The organism is Bacillus sp. FSL K6-1338 (genome assembly GCF_038006965.1).
Lineage (GTDB): Bacteria > Bacillota > Bacilli > Bacillales > Bacillaceae_G > Bacillus_A > Bacillus_A thuringiensis_S.
The window spans coordinates 4,806,648-4,831,501 of record NZ_JBBOWI010000001.1 but is presented as its reverse complement, the minus strand read 5'-3'; the positions used below and the strand labels follow the sequence as shown (position 1 = coordinate 4,831,501).

Below are 24,854 nucleotides of genomic sequence, written 5' to 3'. Positions count from 1 at the left end.
AGAAGATTCTTTATTGAAAGTAAGCCTTGAGAGTTTGAAAATGAGAAGTAATATATTTTTTATCATTACATCTTTAAGTATCTTTTTAGGGGCAACTTATTATTACAATAAAAGATTTCCAAATCACAAATATCCTGAGTGGTTAGAATTTCTAAAGTTGATTGGATGAATAAAAGACAGAAAAACAGAAAATTAAAATAAATAAGTTATGGAGGAGCTAAAAATGAATATTAGAGAAAGTGAACTTCCGGGTATTGGTTATAAGTTTCAAATCGTTACGAAAGGTAACGAAAAGATGGTAATTGTCATTCATGATGATGGGCGTAGAGAAATGTATCATTTTGATTCAGACCATGAAGAAAGCATCTCAAGTATTTCACTACGTGACTCAGAGGCAAGGCAAATCGCAGCAATATTAGGTGGAATGGTATATAAGCCTAGGGCGTTAGAAAATGTTGAGATGGTTTTTGAAGGTTTAGCGATTGAGTGGTTCAAAGTGGAGAATACAGCTCCAGCAATCGGAAAAACAATTGGCGATCTTGAAATAAGAAAAACATATAGCGTAACGATAATCGCAGTTATGAAGAAGAACATGAAGAAGCTATTTAATCCAGGGCCAGAAACAGTAATTGAAGAAGGAGATATGCTTGTAGTTTCAGGTGAGAGAGAAGAAATTAAAAAAATCATTAATGAATTACTTTCAAATAGGGGGGACTGACTAGATGGATACGTTAATTTTTGAAGTTGGTACAGCTTTAGTTTTAGTGGCAATTGCAGCGGTAATTGCTGGAAAATTTAAATTCTCAGTAATTCCTTTTCTAATTGTTCTCGGAATGTTAGTAGGACCGCATGCACCGACAATAGGTGTTATCGATCTCAAATTTATTGAAAGTGCAAGTGTAATTTCCTTCCTTGGACGGATTGGGGTTCTATTCCTTCTATTCTATCTAGGATTAGAATTTTCAATGAAAAAACTAATTAAATCTGGACGCTCTATTGCGATTGGCGGAACGATTTATATTTTAATTAACTTTTCACTTGGTTTGTTATACGGATTTATAATGGGATTCCCATTACTAGAAATCTTAATTATTGCGGGTATTATTACGATTTCTTCTAGCGCTATCGTTGCTAAAGTGTTAGTGGACTTAAGAAGAACTGGTAATAATGAAACCGAATTAATTTTAGGAATTATTATGTTTGAAGATATATTCCTTGCTGTATATTTATCAGTTGTTTCTGGTTTAGTACTAGGAGATCACGCTTCCTTCTTGGGCGCCCTTACTTCAATTGGAATTGCTTTAGGATATATGCTTCTATTCTTTATAGTAGCTAGAAAGGCTACGCCGTTATTAAATAAATTGCTCAATATTAGCTCAGATGAAATCTTTATTATTGTAGTATTTGCTTCGTTATTCTTCATTGCTGGTTTTTCAGAAACAATTCACGTTGCAGAAGCGATTGGGGCACTTCTTCTAGGATTAGTTTTCTCTGAGACAGAGCATAGTGATCGAATTGAACATCTTGTTGTTCCATTTAGAGACTTTTTCGGAGCTATTTTCTTCTTCAGCTTCGGGTTAAGTATTGATCCGTTCTCATTAGGAGGAGCGATATGGTTAACGTTAGGTGCTGTCCTTCTTACAATAATCGGCAACTTTGTAGCAGGAATGATTGCAGGAAGACAAGCAGGGTTATCTCATAAAGCATCAACAAATATCGGATTAACAATCGTTTCACGAGGAGAGTTCTCCATCATTATGGCTAATATCGGTATCGCCGGTGGTTTAATGTCAGTACTGAAACCCTTCTCAGCACTATACGTGCTTATACTATCCATTTTAGGCCCACTTCTGACAAAGGAGTCGAAGAATGTATATAAATTCTTAAATAAAATCTTTAAGTGGGATACGAAGACTAACTAAATTTTAAAAAATAAAGTACAAGATATTTCCTGCTTGTACTTTTATTTTTGTAATGAAAACAGTAAAGAGAGGTAAATGATGTTAGGAGAGTTGATTCATTCGGTTTTAGTTTTTTTAGAAGGACTTGGTTATTGGGGAATTATGCTTGGATTAATGCTAGAGGTTATTCCAAGTGAAATCGTATTGTCTTATGCAGGTTATTTAGTATCAACAGGAAGCATTACATTTTGGGGCGCTGTCGCGTTTGGTACAATTGGTGGTGTAATTGCACAACTATTCATTTATTGGATCGGTCGATACGGAGGAAGACCTGTTCTTGAGCGATATGGAAAATATATTTTAATTCAGAAGAAACATATTGATTATGCTGAAGATTGGTTTAATCGTTACGGAACTGGCGTTATCTTTACCGCACGTTTTATTCCGGTTGTGCGTCATGCTATTTCGATACCGGCGGGTATTGCAAAAATGTCACATGCTAAGTTTATTACGCTAACTACATTAGCTGTTATTCCGTGGTCAATTGTGTTTGTATATTTAGGGTTTAAATTAGGAACAGAGTGGGAAAGCATTAATAAAGTTGCGGGGCCATATGTGAAATACTTTGCACTTGCTGCTATTGTTTGTGCAATTGGTTATTTTGTATTAAAAAAAGTGATGAAAAAAAAGTGATTACGGAAAAGGAATCTATGTCGACATAGGTTCTTTTTTTATTGGCATTTTTTCAAGGATGAAAGAATACGTTTAATATTTACCATATTGTGGCATACATATAGAAAAAGGGTGCTTGGAAAGGGGAATAAAGAGAAATGGAACTCCAGTTTCAAAATGTATATCAACAGGTAGAGAATTGGTATGTGTTGGATTCGGAGCTTCATTGGGATGTCAAAAAGCTGAGAGAGGATTTGTTCTCTCTTATTGAAGCATGTAAAACGCCCGTTATTTTTTGTGATACGTGTGATGCAAACGATGTGCTTCTATCATTAGGGGAAGAGGAAGAAGAATTCCTATTCCCAGTAGGTGGTTTTTATCATAAAGAAAGACAATTAATTTTTGTTTGTATGTGGGAAGAGTATGAGCAGGTGCTCAAAACACTACTGCATGAGTTTCGTCATGCGATGCAGCATAAGAGAGAAGTATTGTATGTTGGAAGTGAAGTGTACGAAGATAGATGGATTGAAAAAGATGCGAGGAAGTTCGCGGAGAGGAAATTGGATGAATATAAGAATAGAAAGTTAATGTAAAGCATAGTGGAGAAATAGCGCTGTGCTTTCTTTATACTTATTAAAAATAAGTATTTGACTTTTATAAAGTTCAGTTCTAAACTAATGATATGAAACGAGCGAGGTGATGAAATGAAAACAGAAGATAGACTCGGATTACTATTATGGTTTCGTTTATCACGCTTTTATAATAAGAGTATTCGTGAGACGAATCAGCATTTGAAAGAATGGAATGTATCTGCCGCTCAGTTTGATGTACTAGCTCAAGTTGGAGGGCATAATCGTCTAACGCAGCAAGAGCTTGGAAATAAGCTATTTGTTACGAAGGGAAATATCACGCAGCTTTTAAATAAAATGGAGCAGCTAGAGTGGATTCGTCGTGAACAAGAAGGTACTACAAAATATATTTCGTTAACAGAAAAGGGAAAAGTTTTATATGAAGAAATCGTCCCGCCTCAAGAAACATTCCAAGCGGAGCAGTTTCAAAAATTAAATGTAGAAGAACAACATCAATTATTACAATTACTAAAAAAATTACAGTGAGAAAAAATTTTAAAATAAATCTCGAATTCGATATAGTATGAGGTGAAGGATATGTTTAGAAAAGTTGATCATAAAAATATGGGCAGAGCAAATCATGGTTGGTTAAATACACATTTTCATTTTTCTTTTGCCAATTACTATAATCCAAATAACATGAACTTCGGAGCGTTACGTGTTATTAATGATGATCTAGTAGCGGCACAAACTGGTTTTGATATGCATCCGCATCGTGATATGAAAATCATTTCGTACGTTGTAGATGGTGCTTTAACACATGAGGATAGCATGGGGAACCGCGGAACAATTGAGCGAGGACATGTTCAATATATGAGTGCTGGCACAGGTGTATTTCATAGCGAGCATAATTTAGGAAATGAAACACTACGTTTATTACAAATTTGGATTTTACCAGATCGTGCGGATCATAAACCAAACTATGGTGAGTTTAAATTTGATTGGAGCGAGCGTGAAAACGAATGGTTCCATATGGTATCTCCAGTAGAAGGAGAGGCACCAATTCAAATTCACCAAGATGCAAATTTATATTCTTTATCGTTAGATGCCGGAAAAGAAATTCATTTTCCTGTGCGAGAAGGCCGTCAATTGTATCTTGTTCAAATTGAAGGAAGCAGTGTAATAAATGGTGAAACGTTTGTTATGCGTGATGCAGCAGAATCTGTAGAAGAAGATACTCACATTCAAGCGAAAGAGCAATCACACTATTTAGCAATTGAATTGAAAAAACAATAAAAGGCTTGTAGAAAAGAGGACATCTGATAGGATGTCCTCTTTTTTGATTGGAATTATCTGAAAAATGTTTCTCAAATTTTCGGTAGAGGTATCGGCTGTAAAAATCAGAATTTTATAAAAGTGTCAAAAATCTTTATGGGAATGGGGAATGTTATAGTGAAAAAGCAAGTCATTTCATCAGCATTAGCGTTAACTGTTATCGCCGGGGGATTTGGAGCGTTTGGGGCAACGACAACGAAAGCGGAAGAACAAAAAATTCAATATCATCAAGAATTTAAAACACCTGCATACATAGGTGAAGAATGGAAAGCACCGGAAGGACTAGATAAAAAAGAGACGGTCTTTCAATACTTAGAGAGTAAGAAAGATATGTTTAAATTAGCAGGAAATATTGAAAAGCATTTTAATATCGTTGGAGAAGAAAAAGACGCTGAATCTGACACGACACATGTGAAGCTAGTTGAGAAACATAATAACATTCCTGTGTACGGTTCTGATCAAACTGTTACACTTGATAAAGAGAATAATGTAAAAGCATTCTTCGGACAAGTTATTCCGAATTTAGATGATAAAAATATCCCTGCATCTGCAAGCATTAGTGCGGAACAAGCAGAAACAATTGCAAAGGCAGATATTGAGAAAGAAATTGGTAAAGTAAAGAATTATGATGGTGTGAAAAAAGATTTATTTGTATATGAAAAGGACGGTAATTACTACCTTGCATACTTAGTTAAGGCATCGATTTCAAAACCAGCTCCAGGGTATTGGCATTATTTTGTTGATGCAACAAATGGAAATGTTATTGAGAAATATAATGCTGTAGATCACGTTACAGGGTTTGGCTACGGAGTATTAGGTGCTAGACAATCATTTGAAATTGCCCAAGATGAAAAAACGGGAGTATTCAACTTATTTGACGGTAAACGAGGACAAGGTATTCACACATTTGATGCAGAAAATATGGATGAAAACTTGTTTAATTTATTCTCACAATGGCTTGGATATACAGGCGAAGAAGTTGAAAGTAAATCTAAGTTCTTCGAAGATAAAGCTGCAGTTGATGCGCATGTAAATGCAGGAAAAGTATATGATTACTACAAAAAAACATTTAATCGTAACTCTTTCGATGATAAAGGTGCGAAGCTTATTTCAACTGTTCACGTAGGGGAGAGCTGGAATAACGCAGCTTGGAACGGTGTGCAAATGATGTATGGTGATGGCGATGGAAAAACATTCATTCCATTATCTGCTGGACTTGATGTTATCGGTCACGAATTAACGCATGCTGTAACTGAACATACAGCAAACCTTGTTTATAAAAATGAGTCAGGGGCGTTAAATGAATCGTTATCCGATATTATGGGTGTTATGGTTGAGAAGAAGAGCTGGGATTTAGGTGCTGACATTTATACACCTGGTAAACCAGGCGATGCACTTCGTTCACTAAAAGATCCAGCGTCTATTCCAAACCCATTAAAACCAGGTGAAGGTTACCCAGATCACTATAGTAAACGTTATACTGGAACAGCTGATAATGGTGGCGTTCATATTAACAGTAGTATTAATAATAAAGCTGCTTATTTAGTATCTGAAGGCGGAGATCATTACGACGTGAAAGTAGCTGGAGTGGGCCGTGAAGCGACAGAAAAAATTTACTACCGCGCTCTTACGAAATATTTAACTGCAAACTCTGACTTCAAAATGATGCGTCAAGCTGCTCTTCAATCAGCCGAAGATTTATACGGTAAAGATTCTAAAGCTGTACAAGCTGTAACGAAAGCTTATGATGCAGTAGGCGTAAAATAATAGGAAAAAAACCTGACTAGAATGTCAGGTTTTTTTCTTTATCCCGCTATTTGCAGGGCAGTAAGACCCCCACCTCAAAATTCATCGGAAGCAAAGAAGTTAGGTGGGGGCCCTGCTGCCCGTAAAAGCCTGATTGGTGAGGGCTGATAATCAGTGGGGAATGAACAAAACCCCCACGGAATAAAGTTTCACTTTATTCCGCTAGTCGCGAATACCTAATGCGATTTTCGCCATACGTGACATACGTTCTTTCGACCACGGTGGATTCCAAACGACATTTACTTCTATTTCATTAACTTCAGGTACGTTTGTTGATAATACTTTTTTAACGTCTGATACGATTTGCCCAGCCATTGGACAACCGATAGAAGTCATAGTCATCGTAATGACAGCATTATTATTTTCATCTGCTGTAACATCATACACTAATCCAAGATTAACGATATCAACACCTAGTTCAGGGTCAATAACAGCTTCTAAATTATCCAATAATTTATTTTCAAATGCTTCTTGTGACATAAGCAGCCCCTCCTATATTTTAATGATATCGATTCTCATTATAACGGAAATGAGCATAATGTGCAGGAAATGAGCTCAAAAAAAATATCCCTCTTTGAAAGAGGGATATTTTTTGAAAATCTATTCTGTTTTAAAATGAGATACGAGTTGATCTAACTCTTCAACTGTTTGTTTCATTTTTCCAGCAGTTACTGTCATTTCATTCATAACGATAACTTTCTGTTCAGCAGATTGTGCCGTTGCGGCGGTTTCGCTGGATACTTCAGTCGAGATAGAAGCGATGTTATTAAGTGAAGCATTCATTTCTTCAGCACTTGCAGCCATCTCTTCAGCAGTTGCTGATATGTCTTGCATTTGAGTAGATACTTTATTTACTTGTTCTACAATTGTTGTGAAAGAAGTACCAGCTTCACGAATAACATGAATGCCTTCAAATGCTTCAGAACGGCCTTGAGACATCATAGAGCTAGCAGTTTCTGTATCATTTTGAATTTGATGTAGTAATTGATTAATGTCTGTTGCAGCTGTTTTAGATTGTTCAGCAAGCTTTCGAACTTCGTCAGCTACGACAGCAAATCCTTTTCCTTGCTCGCCAGCACGAGCTGCCTCAATAGAAGCATTTAAAGCAAGTAAGTTTGTTTGCTCAGCGATATTAGAAATAGATTGTACAGCAGTATCGATATATTTCGTATGAGTGATTAGACGTTCAACCACTTCTGACGTAGCATTTACAGCTTCGTGTATCGTTGTCATTTGTGAAACGGATTTTTGGATAACGGTACTTCCATCGCTAGCATGTTCAGATGTGGCAACAGCAAGTTCCGCTACAGATGAAGCAGATTCAGCAATACGTTGAACACTTACTGCCATATCGTCCATTGCAGTTGAACTTTCTTCCATACTAGAAGCTTGTGATTGAATACTTGCGTTTAAGTTAGACATTGAGCTTTGGACTCTTACTGTCGCCTCACGTGATGTATTCGTTTTTTCTAGCATGTTTTCAGAAGCGGTTTGTACTTCCACTGATGTTTTTTGAACACGATTAATAATATGTTGTAGGTTTTCTAACATTTTATTAAATGATGCTGCGATAGCACCGATTTCATCGTTGCTATTTACTTGTAGACGTGCCGTTAAGTCACCTTCTTGAGAAGCTAACTCTTTTAGTTTCGTGTCAATTTGTTGAATTGGTTTCACAAGTTTACCAGAGAACCACCATGCAAGAATAATTGCAGCGACAATACAAATAACAAGTGATAAGAAAATAACATATTCGATTAAGAGTGCAGATTGGTCAATTTTTTCAATAGATTGTTCACGTAATGTAGCTTGTTCATTACTATAATTTGTGAAGTCACCAATTACTTTATAGACAGTTCCGTTTTCTGAAGAAGCTACTTGTAAAGCTTCTTCCCATTTTTGTTCTTTTGCAAGAGTGAATACTTTTTCTTCAACGAACTTTCTCCAAGTAGACCCTAATTCCATTGTGCTTTTTACGGACGAAGAAAGATTTGGATTAGAAAGAAGTTTATCTTTTGAATCCTCAAGACGTTTACTCATCTCATTAAACTTGTCTAATTCGACTTGATCATGTTGTAGTAAATAACCTCTTAGAGCAGAGAGCTGTACTTGATAAGCGTCTCCACGCTCTTTTAATTCTGTTGCCAGTGGAGAAATTTCTTTTTGTAATGTTTCAGCTTTACGAGATTGGTCAATAGCAAAAAATAAAATAAATGCTAAGGCGATACCGAATAAAGCGCAAATCGTTCCCATCATGAACATAAGTTTTTTTCTGATACTTACAAAATTCATATGATAAAAAGCCTCCTTTGTGAAATCTTAGTATTAGAATTAATAAATGTAAAAAATTGAAAGAAAGCTTTACTCCAGTTGGAATAAAGCTTTCTTATTTCCTTTAGGAATTATAGCAGACGGAATGAGAGATAGAAAGAGATATTTTAAAGTGAAAAAAGAGAGACTGTAAAACTTTCTTTCTTATACCTTTGAGCTTGTGTCATTTTCACTTTAAGCGTTTGTTTTGAAATGAGAAACGAGAATTTCAAGTTCTTGTACGATGGTTTTCATTTCAGATGATTTGTTAGCCACGATACTCATTTTGTTTACTTGATCACCAGCCGAATGTGCTGTTTGTGATGTTTCTGCAGCAACTTCGTTTGAAATAGAAGCGATATTATTTAAAGCTGCGTTCATTTCTTCAGAGCTTGCAGCCATCTCTTCAGCAGTTGCAGACATTTCTTGCATTTGCGTAGAGACTTTGTTAATGTGGTTAACAATTTCTGAGAATGAAGATCCAGCGGTACGAATAACCGTAATTCCTTCAGAAGCCTCTGCTTGACCTTGTGTCATCATGTCATTTGCTATTTTTGTATCGGCTTGAATTTGATGCAGTAAATGGTTAATGTCAGTTGCGGCTAGTTGAGATTGTTCAGCAAGTTTTCTAACTTCATCAGCAACAACAGCGAATCCTTTGCCGTGTTCACCAGCACGAGCTGCTTCAATAGAAGCATTTAAAGCGAGTAAATTTGTTTGCTCGGCGATATTAGAAATAGATTGAAGTGCAGTATCGATATGATTTGTATGTGTAATGAGTCGCTCAACTACTTGTGATGTAGCGTTAACAGCTTCGTTAATTGTATGCATTTGTGTAATAGATTTCTCAATGACTTTATTCCCATCATCTGCTTTTTCTGAGGTTGTGACAGCTAAACTAGTAACAGAAGAGGCGGCCTCAGCAATACGCTGAACACTCGTTGCCATGTCATCCATTGAGGTTGAACTTTCTTCAATGCTAGAAACTTGTGAACGAATATTGTGTTCAAGAGCATTCATAGTTTCTTGTGTCCTTGCGGTATTTTCCATAGAAGCGGTTGTTTCGATAAATACATTTTCGGAAGCTTCTTTTACAATTGTTGATGTTTGTTGAACTTGTTTTATTATATGCTGTAAGTTAGTGAGCATTTGATTAAAGGAATTTGCAATGTCACCAATTTCATCTTTACTCGTTACGTGTAATCTAGCCGTTAAATCTCCATCTTGAGAAGCTAATTCTTTCAACTTCTCATCAATTTGTCGAATTGGTTTAACGAGTTTACCAGAGAACCACCATGCTAATAAAATAGACGTTAATGTACATGTAATGAGTGAGAAGAAAATAATATATTGAATAAGTGATGAAGAAGACTCGACGTCAGCAATTAATGCGTCACGTTTCTCATTCTCTTCATTTGTATATTTATTAAAACGACCTAACAGATCATTTACATAATCTGTTTGTGCTAAAGCAATTTTAGATGCTTCGTCCCATTTTCCTTCATGCGCAAGAGGTAGTACCTCATTATCTATGACGCTACGCCATTTTCCTCCCATTAAAATGGCTTCTTTCATTCCTTCTGGGAGCTTCTTGTCACTTGTTACTTTCTCTCTAGTATCAGCTAATTTTTTCCCTTCTCGGTTGAACTTATCTAATCCTTTTTGATCATGTGATAGCAATTATTCTTGTAAACCAGCAACTTGTGCCTGGAACCAATCGCCACGTTCTTTTAAAATCGTCGCTCTTTTCGATACATCATTTTTTAACGTTTCGATTTCACTTGCTTGATTCATGGCGAATGAAAGAATAACAATAAGAGCAATGCTAAATAAAGAAGAAATGCTTAAGAGTGTGAACAGTAGTTTTTTTCGAATACTAACATATTTCATCGTTACCCCTACCCTCATTTAAACTGTTTATTATGATTTATAGATATTTGAAGCGGAATTAATAAAAACATTATTATGAAGTTATTAATCTGTTCAATGAAAATTATAGCAGATAATGGAAGGAGTCAGATTGGTATTAGAAAAAGTTCTTAAAATGTATACATTTGTATATCATAAAATCCATAAATAAATATTAGAAATGCTATTGAAATTTGAAATAACATCATGTATACTTCTAATTAGTTGATAACGATTATCAGTATCAACTAAAACATTACTCTTCGTTATGTTGGTCATACCCCTTTTTGACGACGTAAGTCAGAGACGAAATGTTGAAATATCTTGTGTCCTATTCTACAGAATTATGGTAATCTCCAACCTCAACTTATATGCGCGAGCATGCAAAAAGGATCCTATCCGTGAAGGGATCCTTTTTTGCATGCTCGCGCAATTATTGTATATAGACCGGGTATTTGTTCTTCAATTCCTTCTGGGGCAGTAGAAGGGAAGACCCACTTTTGATGAGGTCCCTGTTCTTCAATTAGTTTTTCAATCTTAAAATGTTCTTCGGCGAGTGTTGTAATAATTTCTCCTAATGTCCAGCGACGGATGGTTGTTTTCGGTAACGATTCTTTCTGCGCTTCTGTAAGAAGAATGCTATAAGCAACATCATCTTCAATCAATTCTTCATCGAAATAATTTCCACTTGCTCGAAACGATGGGTGGTCTACTCCTAATAGCTTTGTGTATATTGGATGGTAATCGCGAAGGATAAGTATTCCACCTGGCTTTAGTAGTTGAGAAATTTTTTTGAAAAGTGGTTTTAAATCTAGAAAGTAATGAAGTACACCAAGCTCCAGTAATACGATATCAAATGATTTGGAGAGATTTACATCTAGTACATCAGAAACGATGTAATGAATAGAGACGTCTGCGGCGGCAGCAAGTTCATTTGCATATTTTGCATTACTTGCTGAAATATCAACAACTGTTACGTCAGAGCCTAAAAGGGCGAGAGCAACGGCCTTATTCCCTTTTGATCCTAGTAAATTAATAATATGTTTTCCTTTCGGAGATTGTATGTAAGGTAAATAGTGATCTACCTCGCGCATAGGGTCTTCCATGATTTTTTTCGCATAATCCTCCGGTGCCCCATGGCGATTCGTCCAAGCTTCATAAGCAGCTGTATTCCAGCTTTTTTCATTAATAGTGCTTAGTTGTTTTTGGTTCAATGTTATCACTCCTTTTGTGAACGTATAGTTATTCGGCAGGGGGATGGGATTTCCTTTTCTTTCTGAATAAAAGTTTGATTTTTCTGTGATTAAGTCGTACAATACTTTTTATACGTAAAAGCGTTGAAAAGGAAAAGTAGGATGAACACATTCTTTCCAGAGAGCTTCGGTAGCTGAGAAGAAGCAAGAATATTCATTTGAACAATGGCCTTTGAGCTTCGTCCTGAACTTATCAAATGATAATAGTAGGCGGCGACGAGAGTTGGTACTCGTTATCAAAACCACAGTATAAGAGCATATAGCTCCGTACTTGTTAAGGCTAATTATGTGAGTAATTGGCGAAATAAGGTGGTACCGCGACTGTTTATAAAGCCCCGCCCTTATCTTTTTTAAGATAAGGGCGGGGCTTTTTTATATTTAAAAGGAGGAATGTAAGATGAGTATTTTTATTGGAGGCGCTTGGCCGTATGCAAATGGCTCGTTACATCTTGGTCATATTGCGAGTTTGTTACCTGGAGATATTTTAGCACGTTATTACCGGGCAAAAGGTGAGAATGTGTTGTATGTTTCGGGCAGTGATTGTAATGGAACACCGATTGCAATTAGAGCAAAACAAGAAGGTGTGACAGCAAAAGAAATTGCTAATAAGTACCATGAAGAATTCCAGCGATGTTTTCGTGATCTCGGTTTTACGTATGATTGCTATACACGTACCGATAGCGAGCATCATCATGAAACTGTTCAAAAAGTTTTTTTACGTTTATTGGAAGAAGGCTATATTTATAAAAAAACAGTGGAACAAGCGTACTGTAAAACGTGTACGCAGTTTTTACCGGATCGTTATGTAGAAGGAATATGTCCACATTGCCATGAAGCAGCAAGAGGCGATCAATGCGATGCGTGTTCAGCTATTTTAGATCCACTCGATTTGTTAGAAAAGACATGCAAGTTATGTGGTAGTACACCATCTGTAGAGGAAACAGAGCATTTTTATTTTGCATTGCATACATTTCAGCAGCAAATTAAAAAAGTTGTAGAAATCGCAAAAGAAAAAGGAACATGGCGTGATAATGCAATTCAATTAACGGAAAGATATGTAAAGGAAGGGTTACAAGATAGGGCTGTATCAAGAGATTTACCAATCGGGGTACCAATTCCAGTGAAAGGGTATGAAGATAAGAAAATTTACGTATGGATAGAAGCAGTGGCAGGATATTATTCAGCGAGTAAATATTGGGCTGAAGAAACAGGAAAAGATGATCATGAGTTTTGGAATAGCGATGCGCAAACATATTATGTACACGGCAAGGATAATATTCCATTTCACTCCATCATTTGGCCAGCGGTTTTACTTGGAATAGGAGAGGAAGCAATCCCGCGTCATATCGTTTCGAATGAGTATTTAACAGTTGAAAAAAGAAAGTTATCTACGAGTAAAAACTGGGCAGTATGGGTGCCTGACATATTAGAACGTTACAATCCAGATTCTATTCGTTACTTTTTAACAGTAAATGCACCAGAAAATCGTGATACTGATTTTTCATGGCGTGAATTCATTTACAGTCATAATAGTGAACTGTTAGGTGCATACGGGAACTTCGTGAACCGGACATTAAAGTTTATTGAAAAATATTATGATGGCATTGTGCCGCAGGGAACTATCAATGTAGAACTGAAGGATAAAGTAGAAGGATTATATAAAAATGTAGGAGAGGCGATTGAGCAAACTACATTTAAGGTGGCGCTAGAAACAATATTCGATGCCGTACGTTTTGCAAATAAATACTTTGATGAGAGGCAGCCTTGGAAAGAAAGAGAAGATAATCCAGTTTCATGTGAAGAAACGATTTATAATTGTATTTATCTTATTGCTAATTTTGCAAATCTCCTTGAACCATTTTTACCATTTTCAAGTGAAAGAGTTCGAAGCACATTGTCGATTGTGAACCGAAATTGGGAACCGCAAAATACGTTGCCGAATAGAATTGATAGCGTGCAGCCATTATTTGAGCGAATCGATGTAAAACAAATTGAGCATGAGATAGAGAAGCTGTATGTAGCGGCAAAATGAGATAGAGAAAAAGACCTTTCAAGTAAATGAAAGGTCTTTTGTTATGCAGTATGATTCTCTTTCTTATCTTTCAAAAAGAAAAGTACAGCAAGGATTACAAGAATAATAGCTGCAATATCATACGTTATTTTAAATGTAGTATTAAAGTTTAAGTACTCTACGAAAGGAGTTTTCACTGCTCCTGCATATATACAAACGGGAATGAGAAGTAAATCGTAAAATTTCTTTTCTTTCATATATCTTATTAGGAAGAAGATACACATAATAGCAAAAAATACGATGCTTAAAATAGTCATTTATACCTCCCGATAAATTTACTTATTTTAATTGTAGTTATATTTTTATCCCGCATTAACGGGCAGTAAGACTCCACCTCAAAATTCAGCGAAAGCGAAGAAGTTAGGTGGGGATCAACTGCCCGTAAAAGCCCGATTGGTGAGGGCTGATAATCAGTGGGGGATGAACAAAACCCCCACTAATTAAAGTTTTACTTTATATAAATTCTGTATTTTTTTCAAGCGCTATGCACGCGATTATGTTTCCTTTCTTTCCTAGCCGTAAGCAGCTGGGGAGTGAAAATTCCAAGCAATATAAAAATAATTCCAATCCACTGCATGAAGGTTACGACTTCATGTACAAGTGTAATAGAAGCGATAATAGCAGTTGGTAATTCAGCTGCACCTAATATCGTGCTAAGTCCTGTTCCAACTTTTGGTACACCGATTGAAAAACAAATGACAGGTACAACAACGCCGAATAATCCGAGGAAGAAAGCATATTTCCATAGACCAGCTTGCAGGGCACCATCTGTTAAAAAGGTCGGCGGGAAGAATAGGCATACGATAAGAGTTGCACTTGTTGTCATAAGAAAGCTTTTCGTATAAGGGGGAACATCTGTAGCAACGCGTCCGCTTGCAAAAACATAGAATGAAAAAGAGACAGCAGCTAATAGTCCAAAGATAATCCCTTTCGTAGAAAAACTTTGTCCGAGGCCTTCAAATATACCACCTGCAAACAATGTACCAGCAAATAAAATAAGGATAGATATGATCTTATCGCGGCTTGGAAATATTCGATTTGCAATTGCTTCGATAATGACACCAATCCAAGTGAACTGAAAGAGTAGGACGACAGCGATAGATGCGGGTAGCTCTTCTACAGAAATAGCGTAGAAAATTCCAGTCATACTCATTGTTGTTCCGACGGTTAGTAATGAAAAGAATTGTTTTTTTGTTACTTTATGACGTGAAAAGAAAAGAACGAGTAGAAATAGTCCAATCCATCCGAAGACATATTGTCCCCCTAATAGTTGATGTGCTGAAAATCCACTTAGGAATCCGAGTTTGAAAATAGTTGAAAGTATGCCGTAGCTGCAAGCACCGAATAAAACGAGCAATGAATATTTAAACTTATCCATAAAAAATCCTCCTTTTAAGTAATAAAAAACGCCCGCTATCCAAATAAGGATAACGGGCGAACGAAACAGAGTAAGACACTCTACAAAATTCCGCCACTCACACATAAAGTATGAGTTTGGGGTATGTAATTATAGTGAATGCTACATTGCTTTTGGGAATACAATGGAGCATTTTACACCTTGAGCTGTGTTTTGTATTCCGTAAGGAAATTGATGTTTATCTAATATTTGTTTCACGATATATAATCCAAGACCGCTACCTTGTACTAAACCGTGTTTATCAGGGTTTGCACGATAGAAAGGCTCAAATAAATGAGCAAGTTTATCTTCATCAATTTGTGAACCTGTATTTAATACTTCTAATGCGTAACCGTTTGGTTTTTCATAAAGCTTTATATATACGTGCTGGTGGTCAATTGTATAATGAATTGCATTTGAAATAATGTTAAAAATAGCAGTTTGAATAAATTTAGGATCAGCTAAAATTTGTACGTCGTGTTTAATATTAGATTGTACATTTAATTGTTTTACAGATACAAAGTAATCTACTTTCTTCATAACATCCTCAATAATATTAGATAAAGAAATGACTTCTAAATTCGGTTTAAATTGAGGGTTTTGTATTTTGGATAATTCCGACATTTTTTCCGTTAATATGTTAATATCTTGCATCATTTCATAGGAACGTTTTAAATATTTATCTCTATCTTTATAAGCTCCAATTCCGTGAATCATGCCATCTAGTTGTCCCATAACGGCTGCGATTGGTGTTTTTAATTCATGGGATACCATAGACATAAATTCTTTACGAGATTGCTCTAATTGTTGTTCCTTTTTGAGCTCATTTCTTAAATCTTGATTGCTTGCATGTAAATTCTTCACAATATTTGGTACTTGTGAAGCGGCTACTTGCAAATTAAAATCTGTTTGATCTGTATTTTTGTTAAGTAGTTTTTTATCTGAGAAATCAAGATTCATAATATCTTTTAAAGCATCGCTCATATATTGAAAAGGTTTGGCAATTAGTTTTGTATAAATTAAAGATCCGAGTAGTGATAATGCAAGCATTGTCGCGCCAATATGTGGAGCTAATTGCTGCAACGCATCTGCTAACTTTGGATTATCATTTATATCATTTATTTTACTTGCTGCATTTTGTGTATGTAAGGCATCATTATTAGCGGCTTTCTTTTCTGCTTCTGTAAGCGGATTAGAAGTGCTATTTTTCCCCGAAAGGTTTTGTGTATGTTCTTTTGCTTTTGCAGTTTGGCTAGGCTGCAAAAGGTGATTGATAGCTGTAGAAAGAGATTTATAATCTATAATAGAAGATTGGAAATTGGAAATACTTCCCTCTGACACAGCTTTATTTTGATTCGTTTTACTTTGATTGTTTTGCTTATCTAAATCCGCCTGTTCTGTAGTCGGCGTTCCATTTTCTTTCGCAAAATGTTCTTTATCGTAGTTTGAAGCTAGAAAGTAAATAATTTGATAAAGACAAAGTGATAAAAGAATACAAAATAATAAGGTTTTGATGAAAATATTTTTGGTGATGTTGTCTTTGCTACGATTCGATTTTGTAGCCAATGCCTTTCACCGTTTTAATATAAGTAATTCCTAATTTTTTTCTTAAGTTTTTAATATGTGTATCTATAACTCTTACATCACCATAATGTTCATAGCCCCATACCTTATTCAACAAATCACTTCTTGATAATACTTTTCCTCGATTTTGCAGTAAAGTATAAATAATTTCAAATTCTTTTGTTGTCAATTCAATTTGATTACCATGAACATAAGCTGCATATGCTGTAGAGTTTAACATCAATTCATGGAATTGTAGTATAGTTGCAGCTTCTGCTTCCTTCGTTGCTGCCCTTCTTAATACAGCCTCTACACGCTTAATAAATACAGTGTAATGGAACGGTTTCGTAATATAGTCATCAATACCTAACTCAAATCCTTTAATTTCACTTTCTTCATTATGTAAGCCTGTTAACATAATGATTGGTACATCAGATTGTCCTCGCATAATTTTACAAATACTATAGCCATCTATATCTGGTAACATTACATCGAGGAGGACAAGATCGTATGAATTTTTTTGGAAAAGAAGAATACCTTCTGTTCCAGCACCAACTACATCAACAGTAAAGTTTTGTGCCATTAGAAATTCACGAATTAGTTCTTGTATATCTGGGTTGTCTTCAATCACCAGTATATGCGTCATAGTAACACCTCCTAAATAACGCTTTTTACTGCAATATTCGAATTCATCATTTTTCGAGTGACTCAGATTGTTTATACATATAATAAGCCCCCGCTATAAAATAATCATGAAGGTAGCAAGGGGAATAGTTTAGTGTTACTGAATAGTTCAGAATTACAGTAGTTCTATTATAGTATGTATTATAAAATTTATAAAACATTATAACTGTATAATTTTAATATCTACGTTTATCAATGTTTAAATATCAGCTAATCAAATCTATTCCTATTATATATGTAAATACAGTTGTTTTGCTACTGTAAATGAATAAATAAAATAAGCCAAGACATAAAATTCTTGGCTACACATAAATCTTGTTTTTAGGCTATTTTACAGTGACAGTAGCTTGCTGCTGAACGCGCTCAAATAACCAGTGTATATCATTGTTATACATACGAATACAACCAAGTGTTGTTGCTTTGCCGATTGCTTGATTATTGTTAGTTCCGTGAATTGCATAAGTTGTTCCGTAAGTTCCTGCCATATTTAATCCGAGCCAACGGTCACCAAGTGGATTACGTGGATCGCCGCCTTTAATTTTGCCTGTATAATAAGGGCGGTTTTTAATTTTATTTACGATTTGAAAAGTTCCTTTAGGTGTAGGTGTTGCTGCTTTTCCAGTAGCGACAGTAAAACTTTTTATAAATTTTCCATCCTGATAATAATCCATTTTATTTAACTGAGTGTTTACGATTAATTGATCTTTCGTTGTAGCGGCCTCTGCGCTAGCGAATGGAAGAGTTAAAAATCCTAATGATAATAGTGCGCTTAATAATAATTTTTTCATTGTTATTCTCCTTTTACTATCGTAATAGTCTTACATACAATGAAGTTGTAATCCTCGTAAAGCTTTATTTACATTTTCATCTAATGTTTCAAAGAATGCAGTGATTTTGCTGTTGTGTTTGTTGTTTTTATCAATAAGTAATCTTTCATTTAATAAAAGCTCACCACGTAGTCCAAAACTTTGAACTTGAATATTTAGCTCATCTTCATTTTCAGAAATGATTGGTAAGAAATAATGAAAAGCTTTTGTTGGAATGATGTAGCTTTTGCCAATCATGCTTTCTTGATTTGAATTAATCCATTTTTTCGTGACAATTTTAATATTCTTTTTTGAAACGATAAAAGATAGTGTTGTAGATTTTGTTAAACTTACGTCAAATTCACTTGTTTCACACATGTGTAAATTAAAAACGGTTTCATTTTGATGAGATTCAACATTTGTATTAATAAAATCGTGCATTTTATATGCTTCCATTTCGTATTCACCCTTTTTTCAATTTCGAAAACGACTTATATTTATTCAAATTAATGCTTAGTCATATATTGGTTAAATTTTTCAACAAATTCCGATATAATCTTACAATACGTATATGAAGCTAATATGAAGTTAGGATGAGTTTGTGGTGGTTTTTTATTGAGAACAAAATTAGAGGGGTTTTTAAGTGTTAAAAAATGGATAAAACTTGCATGATATTAATGCGTCTTTTTGTTATTTCGACTTAAAAAATGATTTTTACTAATTAATAAAGAACGGAAATCATTAGTGTGCCCCTTACAAAAATGTAATAAAAATGTAAGCTATTGTGATAGTTATTTCGACAATTTTTTTATACAATAATAGTAAGAAGTTGTACGTGATTGAAAGGAGAGATGACATGGAATGGATTCATGAATTATTTCAGCAATACGGGTACTATGTTGTACTTGTCGGCTTGCTGTTAGAATATATTGCACTTCCGTTTCCGGGAGAGCCCACATTAGCATATGCGGGATTTTTAGCGCAGAAGGGTGATTTAAGTTTACCGATTTTAATCATTCTATCCTTTATTGGGACAAGTGTAGGAATGACGATTCAATACTTTTTAGGAAATAAATTAGGTATGCCTTTCATTCAAAAGTATGGAAAATACGTATTTTTAACACAAAGAAAAATTGATTTAACGAGAATGTGGTTTGATAAGTATGGGTACTTCCTGATTTTTATTGGTTTCTTTATTCCTGGTGTACGTCATTTCACAGGATACTTTGCAGGAATTATTAATTTACCATTCCGTCGTTTTGCCATTACAATTTATTCAGGCGCTCTATTTTGGGTATCATTCTTCTTAATCGGTGGTTACTGGTTAGGTGGAAACTTACATGACATCTTTGGAGTGCTAGAAGATCATATCGGTAAAATCATTGTTGGAGTTATCGTTATCGTAGCAATTACGTTAGGTGTTCGTTTCCGCAAACAGTTAAAACGAGTATTACTACAAAACGCAAGCTAATATGAAATCCATTCTATGTCAGAATTTAGGAAGGCAGTGCAAAAGCACTGCCTTTTTTATTTTATTGTTAAGACTATGTTTAATGCACATTTTACATTCTTTATAGGAATTTGATACAGGATAAGAAATAAGTATCTTGTCAATTATTATAGTCGTAATGACAATTATAATTGACAAAAATAAGGATATTATTTACAATTTTAATTAAATAAATGAAAAAGAGGGAAGACATGAAGCTTCAAAATCGAGTGAGGGAATTGCGAGCAAAGCATCGTTTATCACAAGGGGATTTAGGGAAAGCGATTGGATCATCACGGCAAACGATTAGTTTAATTGAGCGCGGGGATTATGCACCATCTATTGTATTGTCGTTAAAAATCGCACAAATTTTCAATGTATCGGTGGAGGAAATATTCACGTTAGTGGAGGGGGAAGAGGATGATGAAGAGTAAACGAAAAAAACAATTTGATTCTGTGGGGAAAATAGCATTAAGTATGATGGGTGGCTTTTTAACGTCTTATATAGCTTTAAATTTACTCTCGGATGAACCGAGAAAATTATCATCCAATACATTTATAGGCATATGTACTATTTTTGGAATCTTAATGATGTACTACACTTGGAAGAATACGCGTATGTTAGCGGAGGCACGCGATGAAGAAGAGAGCGTACAAGGCAGAAAATTAGGCATTATAAGTATATATTTACGTGTAGGTGATATAGTGACGCAGGCATGGTTTGTATATGCAGTTATTACATGTAGACGTGCACTGTTGCAGGATACTAATGTTTCATTTGCGGTGTGGAATTTAGTAGCTTCTATTGTTTGTTTAACTACTGTAGTGATTATCGGGCTCATAACAAAAAATCGTTATAATAAGCTATACCCTGAACAAGGTGTAACGTATATGGAATCTATGAAAATGTGGACGAAAAACGCAGATGAAGGATTAAAGCACATTGTGCATGAGGCTGGATATAAAGCGTATGAATTTACGAATACAATATTGGCATATGTATGGTGGGCTGCCGTTATATATACAGCTGCTAGTGATATCGATTTTGTATTAATTGGCTTAATCTCATTTATTTGGATATTGCATCTCGGGAAGTTCATGTACGAAATGCAGAGAAAAATGATTTATTAAGGGGAGAAAAAGGTGGATATTTTAAGAAGGCCAGCTGGCTCAATGACAGTGGCGCTAATTCTGTCCATTTTATACGGAGTAATCCGAACTGGGAAATTAGAAGTAATTTTGAACCTATGGGCAATAGTTGGAATTTCATTGTTAGTGTTAGCCATTCATGAGCTAGGACATGTAGTATTTGGTGTAATAGGTGGTTTAACATTTAAATTTATGACAGTAGGACCCATTACTATTCAAAAAGAAAAGGGAAAATTACGCATTCGAGAAAATAAATTATGGGCGTACTTTGGAGGTGTTGCAACATTAGTACCACCTTCTATAGAGACACCGAATCTTTCGAAAAAGTGGGCGTGGCTCACTTTAGGTGGACCGATTACGAGTTTACTATTTGGTATTACTTCCGGTTACATATACATGGTGAGTTATTATCAATATCTTTTATATTTTTCCTTTTTCCATTTTGCGATCTTTGCGGTTACAATTGTGCCGATAAAAGGAATGCTTATGAGTGATGGGATGCAATTTCTTATTTTAATTAAAGATGATGAAAGAGCTAGAAATCACTTATATGAGATTCAAATATCGAGTGAGTTATTTAGTTATAAAAGACCGAAAGATTGGGATGAAAGATTAGTAGAACTTAGTGAGGAGAAAATAAAAGAGAATAAAGGGATAAGGGAGATAATGAGTAGACTTATGCTCGTCTTTTTTGCTCGTGCAGATCAAGAGGGAATGGAAAGAGCGATACCGTATATAGAACGAATTGTTCAATTACCTGTAACGAAAGAAAATAAGTTTTTCGTTAGTAGTTTTCATAGTTGGTACCTTTTATATAAAGCCCTTTATCAGATGGATAGTCTTTCTTTGCAAGAAGCAAAGGAACATGCAAAGGCTATTACAAAAATGGACCTAAGTGGATATTACCGTACACAAGGGATTATTAAATATGTAGAGGGCAATATGGAAGCGTCCCGTACTTATATGAAGAAAGCCGATCAAGAATTAAAGAGCGCTGAGAAGAGTGAGATGGGATATTTACAATTAGAAAGAGAATGGTTTAAGCAGCTGAAAGAGAGGGTATCTTACGATGGGTGAGGTATCCTCTTTTTTATATGTCATCTTATGCCGTTCCATAAACAGCCTAGGGCGAGTAAAATGAGATAAGAAGAGCAAAGCTTGGAGGAAGTAAATATGGAAATCTTATCAATTATTTTGATAGTCTTGCTCATTTATGTTGTTTTTAAAGTGGCATATGTAGCATTAAAGATACTCGCGATCCTATTAATTATCTTTTTAATCGTAGAGTTCGGCAGTAAGTTGCTTGGGGGATAGGGTATGTTGTACGTTTTGGATGTCTAAGGTTGTCGTTAAATCGATATCTTGTGCCGAATCGTTGATATAATGAAAAAATCGTTGATATAAGTGGAGAAACGATCGATATATTTGAAAAATCGTTGATATATTTAAGTGAATACGAAGTGGGGTATGTGGAAAAGAAGTTGCCGTTGGGTAGCTTCTTTTTATTGTAGTGCCGGTGTATGCAAACCAACACAAAAAAGCTGGAAGAATTCCTTCCAGCTTAAGAGTTACTTTCAATTTGGCGACCGCTATCTTCTTCATTGTCTTGTAATAGGTTGAATACGTCTGCTAAGCAGAATGCAATGAACCAAGTCCATAGACCGTGGAAGAAAGCTGAGCTTAATTGAAGTGGTAATGTATAGTTTGTCATTGAGTAGGAAATACATCCACCAACGATTCCAATCATTGTTAATAACATTGTTTTCTGAGCATTTTCTTCTGGATTGAAGAGGAAGTAAATGTATCCGCCTAAAATTGAAGCGCTTACAAGTGTTTCGATTCCATTAAAAATGATATTCTCTCCAAGCTGTGTGTTTGTCCAGAAACAAATCGTACCGCCGATAATAGCAAACAGGACAGCTATTGTATATCGTATATATTGATTCATATGTTCATCTCCCTATGTAATAAGATGATTTGGAAGTCAAAAAGGTAGGTATAGTATATTGAAGTGAGTTTTAATTGTACGTATCTTTTTATAAAAAGATCATTGAAGAGTAACTAAGATGATCGGTTGTTTAAACCGTTACGTGTATGGTGTCTGAAATATACCCGACTGCTCGTTTCTTTTTGCTTGTAAAATAAGAGAAACTTCCAAGTCTATATACTCTTTTTTGTGAGTCTGCTTTCATTATAACACATTTAGGGACATAATAATAGAATTATCTGATTTTGTAATAAGTGTAAAAAATAAAAAGCGTAAGGAAATACCATTAACAATGCAGTTTAGTGGAAGAAGGATTTTAATTTATTATGATGAAATATGTAATCAAGGTGAGATCTAAGAAGGAGGCTTAAATACAATAAAAAATGTTTTGTAGCATGAATGTAAGGGAGGGGAGCTAACTTGGAGATCACAACAGAAAGATTAATAATTAGACCTTTTAAGAGTACTGATTTACAGGATGTATTTGCTATTTATAATAATGATGATACATGTAAGTCCCTATTACATAATAAGTGGACTCATGAAGACATGCAGAAAAGATTTAATAAGAAGCTAGCAAATAATGTACTTACTAAAGAATCAATATTAAGTTTGGCAGTTATATACAAGACTAAAGTAGTTGGTGATTTATCCGTATGGTACACAAATATGAAGGATACTGTTGAGATTGGTTATAGTTTTTCAAATGAAGTAGTTGGAAGAGGTTTGGCAACAGAAGCAGTAAGTAGTTTGGTATTTAAATTATTTAATGAATGTAATGTACATCGTATACAAGCTAATCTTGATGCACGTAATACAGCTTCAAAAAAATTGTGTGAACGAATAGGTATGAGAAAGGAAGCCCATTTCATACAAGATTTTTGGAATAAAAATGAATGGACAGATAGTTTTGTATATGGAATGCTATCCTCCGATTTGTAGTAATAAACTTCGTGATTTTATTATGCTAAAGGGTGCGTTAGTTGAATAACAAAGGGCATAACATAGTATATATGACTAATATGTTATGCCCTTTAATGTATTAACCTTTTTTATATACGTTTGAAACGGCCGACAATTTCAACTGTTTCAGTAATGTTCATAAATGCTTTGTTATCCACTTGACGGATAATACGTTTCATTTCGCCTAACTCATAGCGAGTCACGACAGTGTAAATCATTTTTTTCTTATGGTTTGTATAGCCGCCGACAGCGTCTACCATTGTCACCCCGCGTATGCCGTGATGTAGTAGTGCGCTTTTTATTTCCTCGCCTTTTTCTGTAATAGTCATTATCGTTAATTTAATATGTTTCGTATGCACAGCATCGATAACTTTGCTGACTACAAATCGACTAATTAACGTATAAAGTGTAATATCCCATCCGAAAATAAAACCTGCTGCGACAAGTAAGATTAAGTTGAATACAAATATGATTGCTCCAATTGAAACATCTCGATATTTTGCTACAATCAATCCAACAACATCAAAACCACCTGTTGAAGAAGCAAATCGGAATATAATTCCTGAAGCTGCTCCGCAGATAACACCACCGAATACAGAAGAAAGTAAAATATCGTCTGAAACTTGGTGTACCGGGATAATGTTCATCGCTAAAGATGACACAGCTACAAAGTACGCTGTTAAAAAGGTTGTCTTCTTGCCTAAGTAAAAGTGACTTAAAATAAGAAGAGGAATGTTTAGTAAAAAGATAAGTGCACCGATATTGTAGTGCATTAAATAACCGATAATCATCCCTACACCAGCGAATCCACCGCTAATCATATTATGCGGGATAAAAAACATATTCATAGAAATTGCATACAAAATAGAAGCTATAAAAATAACAACCAACTGTATCATAAATTCTAAATGAAATGTTTTAGCTGCTGGGAAGGATAAAAAGGCGGTGTCGGGAACGTAATCGGCGTCTCCTAGTTGACCCATAGTATGTTT

Annotated in this window: 25 protein-coding genes, 1 pseudogene and 1 other annotated feature; of the genes and pseudogenes, 14 read left to right on the top strand and 12 right to left on the bottom strand. The window is 35.1% G+C overall.

Going from position 1 to position 24,854, the window contains the following annotated elements:
• The first annotated feature begins 223 nt into the window (after positions 1–223).
• The 7 genes from NZ044_RS24985 to nprB all read left to right on the top strand — a co-directional run bounded on the left by NZ044_RS24985 (position 224) and on the right by nprB (position 6,244).
• Positions 224–718, top strand: a complete 495-nt coding sequence (locus NZ044_RS24985; RefSeq protein ID WP_001026075.1) for a cation:proton antiporter regulatory subunit — start codon at positions 224–226, stop codon at positions 716–718.
• A gap of 4 nt (positions 719–722) precedes the next feature.
• Positions 723–1,922: a cation:proton antiporter gene (locus tag NZ044_RS24980; protein ID WP_000380223.1), complete on the top strand. Its 1,200-nt coding sequence runs from the start codon at positions 723–725 to the stop codon at positions 1,920–1,922.
• A 78-nt stretch (positions 1,923–2,000) separates the two neighbouring features.
• Positions 2,001–2,594: a DedA family protein gene (locus NZ044_RS24975; RefSeq protein WP_000900216.1), complete on the top strand. Its 594-nt coding sequence runs from the start codon at positions 2,001–2,003 to the stop codon at positions 2,592–2,594.
• 137 nt (positions 2,595–2,731) lie between these two features.
• Entirely contained in the window at positions 2,732–3,166 is a 435-nt protein-coding gene (locus NZ044_RS24970) for a DUF3920 family protein (protein ID WP_000422792.1), read from the top strand.
• Between the two features lie 111 nt (positions 3,167–3,277).
• The gene (locus NZ044_RS24965) at positions 3,278–3,688 is read left to right on the top strand and encodes a MarR family winged helix-turn-helix transcriptional regulator (protein WP_000845462.1); all 411 of its coding nucleotides are present in this window, start codon (positions 3,278–3,280) and stop codon (positions 3,686–3,688) included.
• A gap of 51 nt (positions 3,689–3,739) precedes the next feature.
• Complete coding sequence (locus tag NZ044_RS24960) at positions 3,740–4,438, top strand: pirin family protein (RefSeq protein WP_340950020.1); 699 nt, start codon at positions 3,740–3,742, stop codon at positions 4,436–4,438.
• 156 nt (positions 4,439–4,594) lie between these two features.
• On the top strand, positions 4,595–6,244 hold the full coding sequence (gene nprB, locus NZ044_RS24955) for a neutral protease NprB (RefSeq protein WP_000745125.1): 1,650 nt from the start codon (positions 4,595–4,597) through the stop codon (positions 6,242–6,244).
• 201 nt (positions 6,245–6,445) lie between these two features.
• On the opposite strand, the gene NZ044_RS24950 is transcribed toward nprB, so the two are convergent.
• The 4 genes and pseudogenes from NZ044_RS24950 to NZ044_RS24935 all read right to left on the bottom strand — a co-directional run bounded on the left by NZ044_RS24950 (position 6,446) and on the right by NZ044_RS24935 (position 11,715).
• Positions 6,446–6,763: a metal-sulfur cluster assembly factor gene (locus NZ044_RS24950; RefSeq protein ID WP_000076424.1), complete on the bottom strand. Its 318-nt coding sequence runs from the start codon at positions 6,761–6,763 to the stop codon at positions 6,446–6,448.
• A 120-nt stretch (positions 6,764–6,883) separates the two neighbouring features.
• Positions 6,884–8,575 carry a methyl-accepting chemotaxis protein gene (locus NZ044_RS24945; RefSeq protein ID WP_001012200.1) on the bottom strand — a complete coding sequence of 564 codons (1,692 nt, stop codon included), beginning with the start codon at positions 8,573–8,575 and terminating at the stop codon, positions 6,884–6,886.
• 213 nt (positions 8,576–8,788) lie between these two features.
• A pseudogene (locus NZ044_RS24940) lies at positions 8,789–10,483 on the bottom strand (methyl-accepting chemotaxis protein).
• A gap of 413 nt (positions 10,484–10,896) precedes the next feature.
• The gene (locus NZ044_RS24935; RefSeq protein ID WP_001072254.1) at positions 10,897–11,715 is read right to left on the bottom strand and encodes a class I SAM-dependent methyltransferase; all 819 of its coding nucleotides are present in this window, start codon (positions 11,713–11,715) and stop codon (positions 10,897–10,899) included.
• Positions 11,716–11,829: 114 nt separating this feature from the next.
• Positions 11,830–12,100 (top strand) — a binding site (T-box leader).
• Positions 12,101–12,151: 51 nt separating this feature from the next.
• On the opposite strand from NZ044_RS24935, the gene metG reads away from it, so the two are divergent.
• Entirely contained in the window at positions 12,152–13,786 is a 1,635-nt protein-coding gene (gene metG / locus NZ044_RS24930; RefSeq protein WP_000021589.1) for a methionine--tRNA ligase, read from the top strand.
• A gap of 41 nt (positions 13,787–13,827) precedes the next feature.
• Here the strand turns inward: metG and NZ044_RS24925 are convergent, their stop codons facing one another.
• The 6 genes from NZ044_RS24925 to NZ044_RS24900 form a co-directional block, all read right to left on the bottom strand.
• Entirely contained in the window at positions 13,828–14,082 is a 255-nt protein-coding gene (locus NZ044_RS24925) for a hypothetical protein (RefSeq protein WP_000154129.1), read from the bottom strand.
• Between the two features lie 218 nt (positions 14,083–14,300).
• Positions 14,301–15,203, bottom strand: a complete 903-nt coding sequence (locus NZ044_RS24920; RefSeq protein WP_000357149.1) for an EamA family transporter — start codon at positions 15,201–15,203, stop codon at positions 14,301–14,303.
• A 141-nt stretch (positions 15,204–15,344) separates the two neighbouring features.
• A complete protein-coding gene (locus NZ044_RS24915; RefSeq protein WP_000201948.1) occupies positions 15,345–16,787 on the bottom strand; it encodes a sensor histidine kinase in 1,443 nt (480 codons plus the stop codon).
• Positions 16,765–17,430: a response regulator transcription factor gene (locus tag NZ044_RS24910; RefSeq protein WP_000148834.1), complete on the bottom strand. Its 666-nt coding sequence runs from the start codon at positions 17,428–17,430 to the stop codon at positions 16,765–16,767. The genes NZ044_RS24915 and NZ044_RS24910 overlap by 23 nt, the downstream gene beginning before the upstream one ends.
• Before the next feature lie 364 nt (positions 17,431–17,794).
• The gene (locus NZ044_RS24905) at positions 17,795–18,256 is read right to left on the bottom strand and encodes a L,D-transpeptidase (protein ID WP_000735061.1); all 462 of its coding nucleotides are present in this window, start codon (positions 18,254–18,256) and stop codon (positions 17,795–17,797) included.
• Between the two features lie 30 nt (positions 18,257–18,286).
• The gene (locus tag NZ044_RS24900) at positions 18,287–18,730 is read right to left on the bottom strand and encodes a DUF3978 domain-containing protein (RefSeq protein WP_000388763.1); all 444 of its coding nucleotides are present in this window, start codon (positions 18,728–18,730) and stop codon (positions 18,287–18,289) included.
• A gap of 400 nt (positions 18,731–19,130) precedes the next feature.
• Here NZ044_RS24900 and NZ044_RS24895 point away from each other — a divergent pair, with 400 nt between their 5' ends.
• The 5 genes from NZ044_RS24895 (at position 19,131) to NZ044_RS24875 (ending at position 22,226) form a co-directional block, all read left to right on the top strand.
• Positions 19,131–19,745: a DedA family protein gene (locus NZ044_RS24895; protein ID WP_000454764.1), complete on the top strand. Its 615-nt coding sequence runs from the start codon at positions 19,131–19,133 to the stop codon at positions 19,743–19,745.
• Positions 19,746–19,975: 230 nt separating this feature from the next.
• Positions 19,976–20,197 carry a helix-turn-helix transcriptional regulator gene (locus NZ044_RS24890; protein ID WP_000776170.1) on the top strand — a complete coding sequence of 74 codons (222 nt, stop codon included), beginning with the start codon at positions 19,976–19,978 and terminating at the stop codon, positions 20,195–20,197.
• The gene (locus tag NZ044_RS24885) at positions 20,187–20,894 is read left to right on the top strand and encodes a DUF3169 family protein (RefSeq protein ID WP_000837717.1); all 708 of its coding nucleotides are present in this window, start codon (positions 20,187–20,189) and stop codon (positions 20,892–20,894) included. The genes NZ044_RS24890 and NZ044_RS24885 overlap by 11 nt, the downstream gene beginning before the upstream one ends.
• Before the next feature lie 42 nt (positions 20,895–20,936).
• Positions 20,937–21,989, top strand: a complete 1,053-nt coding sequence (locus NZ044_RS24880; protein ID WP_002083694.1) for a hypothetical protein — start codon at positions 20,937–20,939, stop codon at positions 21,987–21,989.
• A gap of 96 nt (positions 21,990–22,085) precedes the next feature.
• Positions 22,086–22,226, top strand: coding sequence for a DUF3985 family protein (locus NZ044_RS24875; protein ID WP_000404758.1), 141 nt, complete (start codon positions 22,086–22,088; stop codon positions 22,224–22,226).
• Positions 22,227–22,473: 247 nt separating this feature from the next.
• Here NZ044_RS24875 and NZ044_RS24870 read toward each other — a convergent pair whose 3' ends face one another.
• Positions 22,474–22,860 carry a DUF3938 domain-containing protein gene (locus tag NZ044_RS24870; RefSeq protein ID WP_001077773.1) on the bottom strand — a complete coding sequence of 129 codons (387 nt, stop codon included), beginning with the start codon at positions 22,858–22,860 and terminating at the stop codon, positions 22,474–22,476.
• Between the two features lie 459 nt (positions 22,861–23,319).
• Between NZ044_RS24870 and NZ044_RS24865 the strand changes: the two genes are divergently transcribed.
• Positions 23,320–23,841, top strand: a complete 522-nt coding sequence (locus NZ044_RS24865; protein ID WP_098506686.1) for a GNAT family N-acetyltransferase — start codon at positions 23,320–23,322, stop codon at positions 23,839–23,841.
• A 110-nt stretch (positions 23,842–23,951) separates the two neighbouring features.
• Here the strand turns inward: NZ044_RS24865 and NZ044_RS24860 are convergent, their stop codons facing one another.
• On the bottom strand, positions 23,952–24,845 hold the full coding sequence (locus NZ044_RS24860; RefSeq protein ID WP_000530044.1) for a YitT family protein: 894 nt from the start codon (positions 24,843–24,845) through the stop codon (positions 23,952–23,954).
• Between the last annotated feature and the right edge of the window lie 9 nt (positions 24,846–24,854).

Coding starts and splice junctions, on each gene's coding strand:
- NZ044_RS24960 (WP_340950020.1), top strand. CDS start 3,740: ATGTTTAGAAAAGTTGATCATAAAAATATGGGCAGAGCAAATCATGGT.
- NZ044_RS24985 (WP_001026075.1), top strand. CDS start 224: ATGAATATTAGAGAAAGTGAACTTCCGGGTATTGGTTATAAGTTTCAA.
- NZ044_RS24910 (WP_000148834.1), bottom strand. CDS start 17,430: ATGACGCATATACTGGTGATTGAAGACAACCCAGATATACAAGAACTA.
- NZ044_RS24905 (WP_000735061.1), bottom strand. CDS start 18,256: ATGAAAAAATTATTATTAAGCGCACTATTATCATTAGGATTTTTAACT.
- NZ044_RS24950 (WP_000076424.1), bottom strand. CDS start 6,763: ATGTCACAAGAAGCATTTGAAAATAAATTATTGGATAATTTAGAAGCT.
- NZ044_RS24885 (WP_000837717.1), top strand. CDS start 20,187: ATGAAGAGTAAACGAAAAAAACAATTTGATTCTGTGGGGAAAATAGCA.
- NZ044_RS24925 (WP_000154129.1), bottom strand. CDS start 14,082: ATGACTATTTTAAGCATCGTATTTTTTGCTATTATGTGTATCTTCTTC.
- NZ044_RS24860 (WP_000530044.1), bottom strand. CDS start 24,845: ATGGGTCAACTAGGAGACGCCGATTACGTTCCCGACACCGCCTTTTTA.
- NZ044_RS24900 (WP_000388763.1), bottom strand. CDS start 18,730: ATGGAAGCATATAAAATGCACGATTTTATTAATACAAATGTTGAATCT.
- metG (WP_000021589.1), top strand. CDS start 12,152: ATGAGTATTTTTATTGGAGGCGCTTGGCCGTATGCAAATGGCTCGTTA.
- NZ044_RS24890 (WP_000776170.1), top strand. CDS start 19,976: ATGAAGCTTCAAAATCGAGTGAGGGAATTGCGAGCAAAGCATCGTTTA.
- NZ044_RS24980 (WP_000380223.1), top strand. CDS start 723: ATGGATACGTTAATTTTTGAAGTTGGTACAGCTTTAGTTTTAGTGGCA.
- NZ044_RS24920 (WP_000357149.1), bottom strand. CDS start 15,203: ATGGATAAGTTTAAATATTCATTGCTCGTTTTATTCGGTGCTTGCAGC.
- NZ044_RS24975 (WP_000900216.1), top strand. CDS start 2,001: ATGTTAGGAGAGTTGATTCATTCGGTTTTAGTTTTTTTAGAAGGACTT.
- NZ044_RS24875 (WP_000404758.1), top strand. CDS start 22,086: ATGGAAATCTTATCAATTATTTTGATAGTCTTGCTCATTTATGTTGTT.
- NZ044_RS24970 (WP_000422792.1), top strand. CDS start 2,732: ATGGAACTCCAGTTTCAAAATGTATATCAACAGGTAGAGAATTGGTAT.
- NZ044_RS24945 (WP_001012200.1), bottom strand. CDS start 8,575: ATGAATTTTGTAAGTATCAGAAAAAAACTTATGTTCATGATGGGAACG.
- NZ044_RS24880 (WP_002083694.1), top strand. CDS start 20,937: ATGACAGTGGCGCTAATTCTGTCCATTTTATACGGAGTAATCCGAACT.
- NZ044_RS24895 (WP_000454764.1), top strand. CDS start 19,131: ATGGAATGGATTCATGAATTATTTCAGCAATACGGGTACTATGTTGTA.
- NZ044_RS24965 (WP_000845462.1), top strand. CDS start 3,278: ATGAAAACAGAAGATAGACTCGGATTACTATTATGGTTTCGTTTATCA.
- NZ044_RS24870 (WP_001077773.1), bottom strand. CDS start 22,860: ATGAATCAATATATACGATATACAATAGCTGTCCTGTTTGCTATTATC.